The sequence below is a fragment of the Streptomyces sp. KL116D genome (assembly GCF_030766975.1).
Classification (GTDB): Bacteria; Actinomycetota; Actinomycetes; order Streptomycetales; family Streptomycetaceae; genus Streptomyces; species Streptomyces longispororuber_A.
In genome coordinates, this window is record NZ_JASERH010000052.1 from 19,981 (window position 1) to 33,537 (window position 13,557).

At 72.6% G+C, this 13,557-nt stretch carries 11 protein-coding genes and 1 tRNA gene; 8 read left to right on the top strand and 4 right to left on the bottom strand.

The genetic code is table 11. The features are described from left to right. Window positions 1–14: 14 nt before the first annotated feature. On the bottom strand, window positions 15–884 hold the full coding sequence (locus RBJ77_RS21080; protein WP_372346470.1) for a helix-turn-helix transcriptional regulator: 870 nt from the start codon (window positions 882–884) through the stop codon (window positions 15–17). 232 nt (window positions 885–1,116) lie between these two features. Here RBJ77_RS21080 and RBJ77_RS21085 point away from each other — a divergent pair, with 232 nt between their 5' ends. The 3 genes from RBJ77_RS21085 to RBJ77_RS21095 all read left to right on the top strand — a co-directional run bounded on the left by RBJ77_RS21085 (window position 1,117) and on the right by RBJ77_RS21095 (window position 3,011). Continuing rightward, window positions 1,117–2,472, top strand: coding sequence for an MFS transporter (locus RBJ77_RS21085; protein ID WP_372346471.1), 1,356 nt, complete (start codon window positions 1,117–1,119; stop codon window positions 2,470–2,472). 88 nt (window positions 2,473–2,560) lie between these two features. Further along, window positions 2,561–2,767 carry a hypothetical protein gene (locus RBJ77_RS21090; RefSeq protein WP_372346472.1) on the top strand — a complete coding sequence of 69 codons (207 nt, stop codon included), beginning with the start codon at window positions 2,561–2,563 and terminating at the stop codon, window positions 2,765–2,767. Between the two features lie 10 nt (window positions 2,768–2,777). Continuing rightward, window positions 2,778–3,011, top strand: coding sequence for a hypothetical protein (locus tag RBJ77_RS21095; RefSeq protein ID WP_127831505.1), 234 nt, complete (start codon window positions 2,778–2,780; stop codon window positions 3,009–3,011). Here RBJ77_RS21095 and RBJ77_RS21100 read toward each other — a convergent pair. Further along, the gene (locus RBJ77_RS21100; protein WP_372346473.1) at window positions 2,980–4,170 is read right to left on the bottom strand and encodes a glycosyltransferase 87 family protein; all 1,191 of its coding nucleotides are present in this window, start codon (window positions 4,168–4,170) and stop codon (window positions 2,980–2,982) included. The two genes, RBJ77_RS21095 and RBJ77_RS21100, sit on opposite strands and share 32 nt — an antisense overlap. 146 nt (window positions 4,171–4,316) lie before the next feature. Between RBJ77_RS21100 and RBJ77_RS21105 the strand changes: the two genes are divergently transcribed. Next, window positions 4,317–4,389 (top strand) — tRNA-Ala (locus tag RBJ77_RS21105). A 72-nt stretch (window positions 4,390–4,461) separates the two neighbouring features. Here the strand turns inward: RBJ77_RS21105 and RBJ77_RS21110 are convergent. Next, window positions 4,462–6,036, bottom strand: coding sequence for an NADH-ubiquinone oxidoreductase-F iron-sulfur binding region domain-containing protein (locus RBJ77_RS21110; RefSeq protein ID WP_372346474.1), 1,575 nt, complete (start codon window positions 6,034–6,036; stop codon window positions 4,462–4,464). Continuing rightward, on the bottom strand, window positions 6,033–7,142 hold the full coding sequence (locus RBJ77_RS21115) for a cytochrome b/b6 domain-containing protein (RefSeq protein ID WP_372346475.1): 1,110 nt from the start codon (window positions 7,140–7,142) through the stop codon (window positions 6,033–6,035). Before RBJ77_RS21115 ends, RBJ77_RS21110 begins: the two co-directional genes overlap by 4 nt. A 473-nt stretch (window positions 7,143–7,615) precedes the next feature. Between RBJ77_RS21115 and leuS the strand changes: the two genes are divergently transcribed. The 4 genes from leuS to RBJ77_RS21135 all read left to right on the top strand — a co-directional run bounded on the left by leuS (window position 7,616) and on the right by RBJ77_RS21135 (window position 13,546). After that, window positions 7,616–10,540, top strand: a complete 2,925-nt coding sequence (gene leuS / locus RBJ77_RS21120; protein ID WP_372346476.1) for a leucine--tRNA ligase — start codon at window positions 7,616–7,618, stop codon at window positions 10,538–10,540. Window positions 10,541–10,688: 148 nt separating this feature from the next. After that, a complete protein-coding gene (locus tag RBJ77_RS21125) occupies window positions 10,689–11,360 on the top strand; it encodes a hypothetical protein (protein ID WP_372346477.1) in 672 nt (223 codons plus the stop codon). An 84-nt stretch (window positions 11,361–11,444) separates the two neighbouring features. Next, complete coding sequence (locus tag RBJ77_RS21130; RefSeq protein ID WP_372346478.1) at window positions 11,445–12,293, top strand: DegV family protein; 849 nt, start codon at window positions 11,445–11,447, stop codon at window positions 12,291–12,293. A 110-nt stretch (window positions 12,294–12,403) separates the two neighbouring features. Next, window positions 12,404–13,546: a helix-hairpin-helix domain-containing protein gene (locus tag RBJ77_RS21135; protein ID WP_372346479.1), complete on the top strand. Its 1,143-nt coding sequence runs from the start codon at window positions 12,404–12,406 to the stop codon at window positions 13,544–13,546. Window positions 13,547–13,557 lie beyond the last annotated feature (11 nt).

A 13,557-nucleotide genomic window follows, 5' to 3' on the forward strand; every position in this document is an offset into this window, starting at 1 on the left:
GAAATCCCGTCCCGTCAGGGGCGGGATTTTTCGTTGCCCAGACAGGCCAGGTGGGTGCGCGTGTCGTCGTCCGCGGGGGAGTACACGACGATCCGGCACTCCGGCATCCCGTCGATGGACAGGGACGTCGACGTCATCCGCAGCACGCCGGACGTCTCGACGCACCGGAACGTCTTCACGCGGGAGCCCGGAGGCGCCACGTCGCCGCTCTCCCACAGCTCGGCGAAGTAGGGACTGGCCGCCGCCAGCTCGCCTATGAAGCGCTCCCACACCGGCTCGCCCACATGCCGCCCGTACGAGGAGCGCAGGGTCGCCACCATCACCGGCAGCTCCGTCTCCCGGTGGACCAGCGGGCAGGTCGCGTCGGGGGCCAGGAACAGCGTCCGCAGCGCATTGGGCACGTGGGGCCGCGTCTCGGGGCGGAGGATGAACAGGGCCCGGTACGGGGCATTGGTCGCGAGCAGATCGAACCGGCCGTTGTAGACCACGGCCGGCAAGGGGGCCACCGCGTCGAGGACGCCCTGCACCTCGGGGCGCACCGACTGCCCGGCGTCCTCGTGGGCGGGGGAGAACGGCACGTCCGCCAGGTGGTACAGGTGCTCGCGCTCCGGCAGGTCGAGGCGCAGGGTGCGGGCCACCGCGTCCAGGACCTGCGGCGAGGCATTGATCGGGCGGCCCTGCTCCAGCCACGTGTACCAGGTGACGCCGACGCCCGACAGCTGCGCGACCTCCTCGCGGCGCAGGCCGGGGGTGCGCCTGCGCGGGCCTCCGGGCATGCCGACGTCCTGCGGGGTCACCCGCGCCCGGCGGCCCCGCAGGAAGGCCGCCAGCTCGGGCCTGCGCCGGTCCTGCGACCTGCCGGTGGTGCGCTCCGTCGTGGTCATCGTCGTCACATCCCCCATCGTTCGCCCCCGGTGCCGCGCCGCGGAAGGCGCGTGCCGGGTGGTGCCGGTACCAGCATCAGCGGGCTCTCGGTACCCGTGCCCGACCGGCGTCAGGCTCCAGGACATGACGACAACCGTCCCGGAAAGTCCGCGATCCCCAACTCCCGGATCCAGTAAAGCCCCTGGCACTGACAACGGCCCCGCGGCCGGTCGCGGGCGGCTGCTCGCGGTCGTGCTGACGGCCCAGTTCATGGCCGTCCTCGACGTGTTCATCGTGAACGTCGCCGCACCCACCGTCCGGACCGAACTCGACGCGTCGGGCGCCGCGTTGCAGCTGATCGTCGCCGGATACACCATCACGTACTCGGTGCTCCTGATCACCGGCGCGCGGCTCGGCGCCCTGTTCGGGCACCGGCGGGCCGTGCTCGGCGGTCTCGCGCTGTTCACCGCGGCCTCGCTGGCCTGCGGACTGGCGCAGAGCAGCGGCCAGTTGATCGCGTTCCGCATGGTGCAGGGCGCCGGCTCGGCGCTGATGATCCCGCAGGTGCTGAGTCTGGTGCAGCGGCACTTCGCCGGACAGGCCCGGGTGCGGGCGCTCGGCGTGTACGCGGCCGTCCTCGCGGTCGGCGCCGCCGCCGGGCAGGTGGCCGGCGGGGTGCTGGTCAGCGCCGACCTGTTCGGCACCGGCTGGCGCTCGGTGTTCCTGGTGAACGTGCCGGTCGGCCTGGCCCTGCTCGTCCTCGGGCGGCGGGAGCTGCCCCGTGACGGCGCCCGGGCGGGCGGCGCCCTCGACCTGGTGGGGCTGGTGCTGCTGGGCGGCTCCGTCTCGCTGCTCACCGTCCCGCTGGTGCTCGGGCAGGAGGAGGGCTGGCCGCTGTGGTCCTGGCTCTGCCTGGGCTCGTCCGTCGTACTGTTCGCCCTGTTCTGGGCGTACGAGTCGGTTCTCGCGCGGCGCGGCGGGGCGCCGCTGATCGCGCCGCGGGTGCTGCGCCTGCCCGGCATCGGCCTGGCCGTCTTCCGGGTGTTCGCCGTGATGGCGGTCAACGCGGGCTACCTCTTCACGCTCACCCTGCACGTCCAGGGCGGCCTCGGGTACGGCGCGCTGCGCGCCGGGCTGACCTTCACGCCCGCGGCCCTCGCGTTCGGGGCGGTCGGGCTGACCTGGCGCCGCTGGCCGCAGCGGTGGCAACGGACCATGATCCCGGGCGGGTTCGTGCTCGCCGCGGCCGGAACGCTCGGCACCGGGCTCGCCCTGCGCGGCGGGGGCGACGGCGGGGCCTGGCTCTACGTCTCGTTCGTCGTGGTCGGCGCGGGCCTCTCGCTCGGCTTCAGCCCGACCCTGACGCGGGCCCTGGCCACGGTGCGGCCCGAGGACGCGGCCGACGCCAGTGGGCTGCTGGCGACCGTGACCCAGCTCGGCCAGCTGATCGGCGTCGCGGCCTTCGGAGCACTTTTCCTCAACCGGGTTGAGGCACAGGGGGCTCCTGGGGCGTATAACTCTGCGGACGCGCTCCTGTTGTGCGCTTATGCGCTGGCCGGAGCGGCTGTCCTGGCTGCCGTATCCGGACTGGTACGCATGCGTCGCTGACCGTATTGCTCCGGCCGTGGCAGAATCGGACGGCCGGAGGAGGGCTGCGTCCGACCGACGAAGACGGCCCGACGGGAGGGAGTGCGCGATGCCCTTGAGCATCAACGAGGAGGTCGACCGCCTCCTCGGCGTGGCAGCGATATCCACCGAGCCCTCGCCCCCGTCCCGTCCGGCCGACAATGTCCCGCTTCGCCTCAACTGTCCGACCTGCGGCTCCTCCCACGTCGCCCAGATGCTGGGTGACAACGGCGGGGTCTCGTACGTGTGCACGGCCTGCGGCCACAGCTGGAGCTGAACGGATCGACATGGGGTCACACAGGAGGAAGTGCGATTGGTGCGGCAGTGGTACGCCCATCGTGCGCGACATGGAGCCCGTGAACCCCGACTACCAGTACTGGTGCGAGGAGTGCGCGCGGGCGCTGATCATAAAGGGCGACCCGATCGAGACGTATCGGGAGCTGGAGGGCGAGCCGATCTACGGCCGCCTCCTGGACGAGCACTGCACGCTCAAACGGTTCTACTCGTTCGCCACAGCCTGACCCCGCAGTGCGCCAGGAAGGCGCAGGCCACCGCCGCGTAGAGCGCCGAAAGCACCAACTGGGCGCCGTTCTGATGCAGTTCGGGCCTGCCCGAGCCGTGCGGCACCCACCACAGGGCGTACGTGCAGAACGTCAGGGCCATGAGCGCGGCGACGCCGCGGCGGCCCGAGTCCCACACCAGCAGCACCAGCGGCACGCACCACACCCAGTGGTGCGACCAGGAGACCGGGCTGACCAGGAGGGCCGTCGCCGCGCACGCCAGCACCGCCTGCGCCCGCCGCCCGCGCAGCGCGGAGGCGACCGCGACGGCGAGCCCCAGCGCACCCGCCGCCGCGGCCGTGACCACCCACCAGGGGCCCGGGTCGCCGGTGTGCAGCAGCCGGGCCAGCACACCGCGCAGCGACTGGTTCGCGGTCTCCTCCGCGTGCCCGACCCGGCTCGCCTCGAAGACCATCCGGGTCCAGAAGCGGTACGAGTCGTGCGGCAGGACGGCGGCGGCCAGTGCGGTGGCGACGGCGAAGGAGTACGCCGCCACGCGCGCGTGCCGCAGCCACGGCCGCCAGGCGCCGCCCCGCGCCGCCTGCGCGAGCCCGGTGCACAGCAGGAACACCGCGAACAGGGCCGGGGTCAGCTTGATCGCCGCCGCGACCCCGATCCCGACCCCCGCCCAGCGGTGCCCGGGCCGCCGGGTCAGATCCCACAGGACGAGCACGGCCAGCAGCAGATTGACCTGGCCGTAGCGGAGCGTCGTCCACACCGGTTCGCACCACACGGCACCGGCCGCCACCCACAGGGCGTGCTCCACGCGCGCGTGGCGGCCCACCAGTCGCAGGGAGAGCAGCGCGAGGGCCACGAGCAGGACCAGGTTCACGACGGTCGCCGCGGCGCGCATCGTGGCGACGTCCAGGAACGTCAGCGGGGTGAACAGCAGCGCGGCGAAGGGGGGATAGGTCGTCGGAAGCCGGGCATGCGTCGCACGCAGGGCGTACAGGTCGCCTCCCGCCCGGACGGTCGCCCCCTCCGCGCGGTAGACCAACAAGTCGATCATGGAGACGTGGGCGGCCCGCTGGGCGAACCAGAAGCCCGCGAAGGACAGCAGGCAGACGCCCAGAGCTGCGGGAACACGACGATGGGTGCGGGACAGGGCGAGCGCGGTCACGTCAGGCGACAGTAGTGGCCCTATCCGGCCTCTTTGCCTACAGACCGGGTCAGAACGGAAACGATTTGGTGATGCACCCGGGTGACCGTGTAATGTTGGCGTCGCCGCCGGGGAAACCGACAGGAAGACCGGGCGGATCTCAGCAAGGGGCTATAGCTCAGTTGGTAGAGCGCCTGCATGGCATGCAGGAGGTCAGGAGTTCAATTCTCCTTAGCTCCACAGGAAATGAGAGCGGGCCATCCGATCGGATGGCCCGCTTTCGTGTGTCCTGGCAGCCGTGCCGGCCTGCGGCTACCTGCGGGCCCGGCTGCGGCCCGGCGGGAGCGCCGGCGGCAGGGCCGGCCGGGCGGGCAGCGCCGCGGGATCCTCCTCGATGCGCAGGGCGAGCGCGGGACAGCGCCGCACCGCCCGCACCGCACTCGCCTCCGAGTAGCGCGGCACCGCCGCCTCCGCGACCGCGGGGAAGCCGTCGGGGCCCAGCTGGATCAGCTCCGGCACGATGTCCCGGCACAGGCCGTGGCCCTGGCACAGCGTCCAGTCGACGGCGAGCCGCTTGCCGCTCGGCGCCGCGCCCGCCGGCGCCTCGTTGTGCAGCGGCAGCACCCCGCGGACCGGACGCCCGCAGCCGGCGCCCAGCACATGGGCGGCCAGGTCGTCGGTGAACGCCGAGATCGTCGACTCGATGAACGCGGCCGAACCGTCCGGGTGCTTGCACGCCCCGCGCCGCTTCACCGCGCGCGTGACCTCCCGCAACGCCTCCAGGGCGGTCGGCCCGCCGCCGCTCAGGACGTCCTCGAGGCCGCGGGCCGCCGCGGGCAGCCCGAGGTAGCAGGGCCCGCACTGGCCGGCGCTCTCCGACGCCAGCCACTGCGCCACCTTCAGGGCCTCGCCGAGCGGGCAGGTGTCCGGACCGATCGGCAGGATCGCGCCCGCGCCCAGGGCGCCGCCGCACGCCTCCAGGGAGGCCCGGGAGACGATCGCGTCCTGCGCCCCCACCCCGTCCAGCCATTTGCCGTGGTAGCCGCCCGTGAGGACGCCCTGGGGGAGCGGGGGCGCGCCCGCGAGCTGGAGGACGTAGCGCAGCGGAACCCCGGAGGGCACCTCCAGGACCATCGGGCGCGCCACGGCCCCGGAGAGCGTGAGCAGCACCGTGCCCGGCTCGTCGTGCAGGCCCGTGCGGCAGTACCGCTCGGGTCCCGTGCGGGCGGCGACGGCGAGCTGGGCGAAGGTCTCCGCGTTCGACAGGAGGGTGGGGGCGCCGCCGACCCCGGAGTCCGAGGCGCGCACCTTGCGGCCCGGCGGCATCGGCGGACCGCCGTCGGCCGAGCGGATCAGCGCCGAGGACTCCCCGGTGACCATCCGCACCGGATTGCGCTGCACGCGCGCGCGGAGCGGTGCGTTGCGGCGGTTCGTCAGGCCGCGCTCGGCGAGGGCCGCCTGCATCGACGCCTCGGTGGAGTCCCGGGTCACGCCCACGACGAGCGTGCGCGCCCCGAGCGCCTCGGCGACCAGGAGGGCGCCGTCGAGGATCAGGTGCGGGGCCCGGTTGATCAGGACGGTGTCCTTGCGGCAGGCGGGCTCGTCCTCGCTGCCGTTCACCACGACCACGGGCCGCACGCCCCGCCGGATCGCCGACTCGGCGACCGCGCGCAGCTTCTTGGCGAACGGGAAGCCCGCGCCGCCCCGGCCGCGCAGGGACACCGCCTGGGCCAGCTGGGCGAGCTGCTCGCCCGCCATGGGTTCCAGCGGGCCGTGCACCTTCAGGTGCATGTCGAGGTCGAGCCGCTCCACGAGGTCGAACCCCGAGGTGAGCTGGGGGAGACCGACGACGCGGACTTCCGGGACGTCGGGCAGTGCGGTGTTCACTGCGTGCCTCCGTAGGGCGTGGTCCAGGGCTCACCGGAGGAAGGGGCTTGGAAGGGGCCGGGGAGCGGTTCGGTGGGGGCGGGGTCCTCTGCGTAGGCGCTGGGGTTCGCGCCGCTGTCCCCGTATGCGGTGGGGTACGAGGGCACGCCTCCGTAGGGCGTGTCGTAGGCGGGGTCGTACGCGGAGGGCGGGGCCTGCGCCGGGGGTGGCGGCGACGGGGCGGGCCAGCGCTGGGTGGGCGCGGACTCGACGGGTTCCACGTAGGGCGTGGACTCCACGTACGGGAGCGGCTCGGACTCCACGTAGCGGAGCGACTCGGTCGGCGCCTCCGGACGCGGGGAGGAGCCGACGGCGCGGTAGGCGGCCGCGAATCCGACGCCGGTCGGTGCCGGGGCCGGGGTCTGTGCGGGTGCGGGCCGGACCGGTGCCCCGGTGGCGGGCAGCGGCTGGGCGGCCACGTCGCGCGGCACGGCCGGGCCGCGGTCCAGGAAGGCGAGGATCCGCGCCGCCACCTTGACCTTGAAGGGCCGTGGCGCCGCCCGCAGGCCCACCGCGCCGGCCACCGCGGCCAGGCACAGGCAGTACAGGACGAGCACGTACGCCTTCGGTGCGCGGCCCGCGTACAGGCCGTGCATCAGGGCCAGGCACCAGGCCGGATAGGCGAGCATGTGCGTCGCGCGCCAGCGGGTGGCGAGCCGGGCCGGGGAGGCCATGGAGCTGCGCAGCGCGCCGGTGATGCCCGTGGTCACCATCAGGAGGCCGGCGAGCACGCCCAGGCCGATCAGGCCGTCGCTGCCGGTGACTCCCGTGCCGAAGGGGATCAGCGCCCCGATGACGGTGACGTGCGCGAGCGCCAGCTTCACGCTGACGTGCAGCAGCAGGAAGCCCAGCGAGGCGACCGCGGTGGACCGGTGGACGGCCTGGGAGAGCAACCGCTGCCGGGAGGTCAGGAAGAGCCGGTCGGAGGCCACCAGGCCCCACACGACGGACGCCGTGAGGGAGACCAGCGAGAGCACACCCGTGGTGAAGTCGAGCGCCGCTCTGAAGGCGTCGCTCCCCGTGACCACGACCAGGGGTACGAGCAGGAGGACCGCCGCGCTCAACACCCCCGTTGTCGCGCGGCGGCTGCTACCGGTGGTGCGTGAACTCCCGGGTGAACGAGGGGAGTTCAGTGTGTGAGGGGTTCGAGGGTTCATGGGGGCGACTCCGAATGGTTCGGCACAGTGGACCCACAGCCGCACTCTAGGTCGATGCATACCAGCCAGTACGAGGTTTGAGTTATCTCGCCGTTATCTAGAGGAAGCCCGGTATTTGTGTTGCCCCGATAGCGGTCGGTACGCGGAGTAACCCTTGGCCCTCGGTGGGGCGCGGGGAACTCCGTCGCGGCTCGCGCGAGGCCTGCGGTACCCTGACGCCATGCGTGCCGTACGCCTTCTGCTTAGTGAGCCGCGCTGATCAGTCCCGACCCGCCCCAGAGCGTGTGGTCGGAATCGGCGCGGCGTCCCCTCCTGTGCGAGGGGCTTTTTCATTTCCTAAGCGCGGGCCGCTGGCAGAGACGATCGATGGAGCTTTGAGGATCATGAGCGAGACGAATAACGCCGCCGCTTCCGAGGCGGCGGTCGCGCCGCACCGCTATACGGCGGCCATGGCCGCCGACATCGAGGCACGCTGGCAGGACTTCTGGGACGAGAACGGCACCTACGAGGCGCCCAACCCGACCGGTGACCTGGCGGGGGACACCGAGGAGGACAGGGCGGTCGCCGCCCGCCCCAAGAAGTTCATCATGGACATGTTCCCGTACCCCTCGGGTGCGGGCCTGCACGTCGGTCACCCGCTGGGCTACATCGCCACGGACGTCTTCGCGCGCTTCCAGCGCATGACCGGGCACAACGTGCTGCACACCCTGGGCTTCGACGCGTTCGGCCTGCCGGCCGAGCAGTACGCCGTGCAGACGGGCACCCACCCGCGCACGTCGACCGAGGCCAACATGGAGAACATGAAGGCGCAGCTGCGCGGCCTGGGCCTGGGCCACGACAAGCGCCGGTCGTTCGCCACGATCGACCCGGAGTACTACAAGTGGACGCAGTGGATCTTCCTGCAGATCTTCAACTCCTGGTACGACGAGGACCTGAAGAAGGCCCGTCCGATCGCCGACCTGGTCCAGCAGTTCGAGACCGGTGAGCGCGCCGTTCCCGGCGGCGGCTCCTGGAGCGCGCTGAGCGAGGCCGAGCGGGCCGACGTCCTGGGCGAGTACCGCCTGGCGTACGCCTCCGACGCGCCCGTGAACTGGGCGCCGGGCCTGGGCACCGTGCTGGCCAACGAGGAGGTCACCGCCGACGGCCGCTCCGAGCGCGGGAACTTCCCCGTCTTCAAGGCGAAGCTGCGCCAGTGGAACATGCGCATCACCGCCTACGCGGACCGCCTGCTGGACGACCTGGACGGCCTGGACTGGCCCGAGGCGATCAAGCTGCAGCAGCGCAACTGGATCGGCCGCTCCGTCGGCGCCAGGATCGACTTCGGCTTCGACTCCGCCTCTGCCTGTCGCGATGACGTCATCACGGTCTTCTCGACCCGCCAGGACACCCTGTTCGGCGCCACCTACATGGTGCTGGCCCCCGAGCACGACCTGGTCGAGCGGATCACCCCGGCCGCCTGGCCCGAGGGCACCCACGACGTGTGGACGGGCGGTCACGCCACCCCCGCCGAGGCCGTCGCCGCGTACCGCAAGCAGGCCGCCGCCAAGTCCGACGTCGAGCGCCAGGCCGAGGCCAAGGACAAGACCGGCGTCTTCACCGGCGCGTACGCCACCAACCCGGTCAGCGGCGAGAAGGTTCCCGTCTTCATCGCCGACTACGTGCTGATGGGCTACGGCACCGGCGCGATCATGGCCGTCCCGGCGCACGACTCCCGCGACTTCGCGTTCGCGCGCGCCTTCGAGCTGCCGATGCGCTGCGTCGTCGAGCCGTCGGACGACCGCGGCACCGACCCGTCGACGTGGGACGACGCGTTCGTCGCCGCCGAGGCGAAGCTGGTCAACTCCTCGGGCGACGACGTCTCCCTGGACGGACTGGGCGTCGCCGACGCCAAGGCCCGGATGACCGAGTGGCTGGAGCGCAAGGGCATCGGCCACGGCACGGTCAACTTCCGGCTGCGCGACTGGCTGTTCAGCCGCCAGCGCTACTGGGGCGAGCCCTTCCCGATCGTCTACGACGAGGACGGCATCGCCCACTCGCTGCCCGAGTCGATGCTGCCCCTGGAGCTGCCGGAGGTCGACGACTACACCCCGCGCACCTTCGACCCGGAGGACGCCGACACCGAGCCCGAGACGCCGCTGTCGCGCAACGAGGACTGGGTCAATGTGACCCTGGACCTGGGGGACGGCCGCGGTCCGCGCAAGTACCGCCGCGAGACCAACACCATGCCCAACTGGGCGGGCTCCTGCTGGTACGAGCTGCGCTACCTGGACCCGCACAACGACGAGAAGCTGGTCGACCCGGCCGTCGAGCAGTACTGGATGGGCCCCCGCGAGGGCATGCCCACCGGTGGCGTCGACCTGTACGTGGGCGGCGCCGAGCACGCCGTGCTGCACCTGCTGTACGCGCGCTTCTGGTCGAAGGTGCTGTTCGACCTGGGCCACGTCTCGTCGGCCGAGCCGTTCCACAAGCTGTTCAACCAGGGCATGATCCAGGCCTACGTCTACCGGGACGCGCGCGGCATCGCCGTACCGGCCGCCGAGGTGGAGGAGCGCGACGGCGCGTACTACTACCAGGGCGAGAAGGTCTCCCGGCTGCTGGGCAAGATGGGCAAGTCCCTGAAGAACGCCGTCACGCCGGACGAGATCTGCGAGGAGTACGGCGCGGACACGCTGCGCCTGTACGAGATGGCGATGGGCCCGCTGGACGTGTCGCGGCCGTGGGACACGCGCGCGGTGGTCGGCCAGTTCCGCCTGCTGCAGCGCCTGTGGCGCAACATCGTCGACGAGGCGTCCGGTGAGGTCACCGTCGCCGACGTGCCCGAGGCCGACGTCGACGTGGCCACGCTGCGCGCCCTGCACAAGGCGATCGACGGCGTGCGCGGCGACCTGGAGGGCATGCGCTTCAACACGGCCATCGCCAAGGTCACCGAGCTGAACAACCACCTGGTCAAGTCGTACGCGGGCGGTGCGCTGCCGCGGCCCGTCGCCGAGCGCCTGGTGCTGCTGATCGCCCCGCTGGCCCCGCACGTCGCCGAGGAGCTCTGGCGCAAGCTGGGCCACGCCGACTCGGTCGTCCACCAGGACTTCCCGGTCGCCGACCCGCAGTACGTCGTGGACGAGGCCGTGACCTGCGTCGTGCAGATCAAGGGCAAGGTCAAGGCCCGCCTGGAGGTCTCCCCGTCGATCTCGGACGAGGAGCTGGAGAAGGTCGCCCTGGCCGACGAGAAGGTCGTCGCCGCGCTGGACGGCGCCGGCATCCGCAAGGTGATCGTGCGGGCGCCGAAGCTGGTGAACATCGTTCCGGCGTGACCGCCGTGAACATCGTGCCTGCGTAAGGCACTCGGGGTTGTTCCCTACGGGCAGGTTGGGGGTTCCGCTGGAACCCTCGGCCTGCCCGCTCCGTTTACGGTGGAGAGGGCGGGACGACGGGGCAGACGGACGAAATCGGAGGAGCGCCGTGGAAGCTGTGCTGGTGATCGTGGCGCTGATCTTCATCGCGTTCCTGGCGCTCGGCGCGTACGCGACGGTGAAGGCCGTCGGTGCCGCCAAGCGAGGCGTGGACCGTACGGTCGCGCAGGCCCGCAGGACCGTGGAGGACACGACGCTGCGGGCGAGGAGCTTCCAGCCGGGCACGGCCAGCGAGCTGGCACAGCTGCGCCTGAAGCTGCGCACCTCCATGCGGGCCACCCAGGACGCGCTGCACGCGCGCGTGAGCGACGACCCCACGCTCAAGGAGTCCATCGACCTGTTCGCGCGGCTGAGCGCGCACGGGCACGAGCTGGACGGGGAGCTGAAGCGGCTGGAGACCGAGCCCGACAAGAACCACGTGCAGGGCCTGCTGCCCGAGCTGCGGGCCCGCACGGAGCAGATCACGAACTCCGCCGACGCCCTGCGGCACGCGGCCCGGGACCGGGCCACCCGGTTCGCGGGCGACGACCTGGACTCCCTGAGCCTGCAGATCGACCTGGAGGCGGGGGCGCTGCGGCACTGGACGACGGAGACCGACCCCGTGCAGGAGACGCCGAGGCCGGGGCCCGCGCAGGAAACCGCCCGGCCCGCGATCACTCCACCAGGTGTGCGACCGGTGTATCCGTGGCAGAAGAAACCCCGTCCCGAGAGCACGACTTGATCCTTGGCCGACAGACGTCGGTCACCGGCCGGGCGGCGGGGGCCGGGCTGCCGTCCACGGGCCACGGCGGGTAATCTCCGGTGCATGTCCCGCCATGTCGCGATCGTCACCGATTCAACGGCCTACCTGCCGCAGCGGACGATGGAACGCCACGACATCACAGCGGTACCGGTGACCGTGGTGCTGGGGGGCCGGGCGCTCGAGGAGGGCACGGAGATCTCCGCCCGCTCGCTCGCCGAGGCCCTGCAGAAGCGGCAGCCGGTGACGACGTCGAGACCCAGTCCCGAGCGGTTCGCCGAGACGTACCGCAGGATCGCCGAGTCCGGCGCCACCGGCATTGTCTCCCTGCACCTGTCGTCCGAACTCTCCGGGACGTACGACGCCGCGGTCATGGCCGCGCGCGAGGCGCCGGTCCCGGTGCGCGTCGTGGACACCGGCATGGTGGCCATGGCCCTCGGCTTCTGCGCGCTGGCGGCCGCGGAGACGGTCGACGCGGGCGGCACCGTCGACGAGGCGGTGAACGCGGCGGAGAAGCGGGCCGCCGGCACCACGGCCTTCTTCTACGTGGACACCCTGGACTATCTGCGGCGCGGCGGGCGGATCGGTGCCGCACAGGCGCTGCTCGGCTCCGCGCTCGCGGTCAAGCCGCTGCTGCAGCTCGACGGCGGCCGCATCGAACTCCTGGAGAAGGTCCGCACGGCGTCGAAGGCGATCGCGCGGTTGCAGGAGATCGTCGCCGAGAGCGCGGGCCACGGACAGGTGGACATCGCCGTCCACCACCTCGCCGCGCCGGAGCGGGCGGACGCGCTCGCGGGCCGGCTGCGCGACCGGGTGCCGGGGCTGGCCGAGCTGCACGTCAGTGAGGTGGGGGCGGTGATCGGGGCGCACACCGGGCCCGGGTTGCTCGGGGCCGTGGTCTCGCCGCGGTCGTAAAGCCTGTCGTTCGGCGTTGTGGGTGACTGAGTTATCCACAACTGGTGGGTTGTCCCCGGGAATTGACCAAGATCCACCGGGTCGTGCCGGAGTGCCTACCGTCTCGTGACATGGCACTTCGATCACTGTCTCGGACAGCACGGGCAACCAGCGGGCCGGGGCGCGGCCCCGCTTCCGACAGCCGCGCACGACAGCACCAGCAGCACAGGCAGCACCGACAGCGCGTCGCCCGGCGGCGCATGCGGCGTCGGCGCGTCGTGGCGGAGGAGACGCGGCTGCGCGCGGAGGCGTTGTTCGCGCCGCCGGGCCGGTACGACCACGAACGGACCGAGGTCGCGCGGGCCCGTGAGAGTTCGGCGCGGGATCCGGTGCCAGTGCCGGGGCGGGGCCGAGGGACGGGGGTTGAGGCGGAGGCGGAGGCGGAGGCGGAGGCGGAGGCGGAGGCGGAGGCGGTCGAGCCTGGGCAGCCTCCATCCGAACCGGTGCCCTCGCGGCGGGCGCGCGCCGTGCTCGCCCTGCGCGACCGGTTGCCCCTGTGGGTGCAGACCCGGTGCGGGATCGAGCGGCGGGGAGCCGTCGCGCTGGCCGTGCTCCTGGGCGTCGCCGCCCTCTTCGCCGTGCAGCACTTCTGGGCGGGACGCACGGAACAGGTGCGGGCGCCGCAGGAGGTGCGGGCGGTGGCGCCGGACGCGGTGGATCCGGTGACCGGGGCCGACGGCGGTGCGGCGTACGGCGGTGCGGCATCGGCCTCCTCGGAGCCCTCGCCCGCGCCCGGGCCTGCCGCGACGGGCGGCGCCGGGATCGTGGTGGACGTCAGCGGCAAGGTGCGGCGGCCCGGGATCCACCGACTGCCGGCGGGGGCACGGGTGGCGGATGCCCTGCGGGCGGCCGGGGGAGCGACCCCGGGTGCCGACACCACGGGGCTGAACCGGGCGCGGCTGCTGATGGACGGTGAGCAGGTCCTGGTCGGAGCTCCGGCCGGGGCGGGGGCAGTGGGTGCGGTTGGTGGTGCTGGTGGAGCGCAGTCCGGTGGGGCCGGGGCGGCGGGGACGGCAGCCGCTGGTCCGATCGGCCTCAACACGGCCACGGTGGAGCAGCTCGACACCCTGCCAGGCGTCGGACCGGTCCTGGCCCAGCACATCGTGGACTACCGCACGGAGCACGGAGGTTTCCGTTCGGTCGAGGAGCTGCGCGAGGTCAATGGCATCGGGGACCGCCGCTTCGAGGATCTGCAGAATCTCGTACGGCCATGACTCGTACGCCT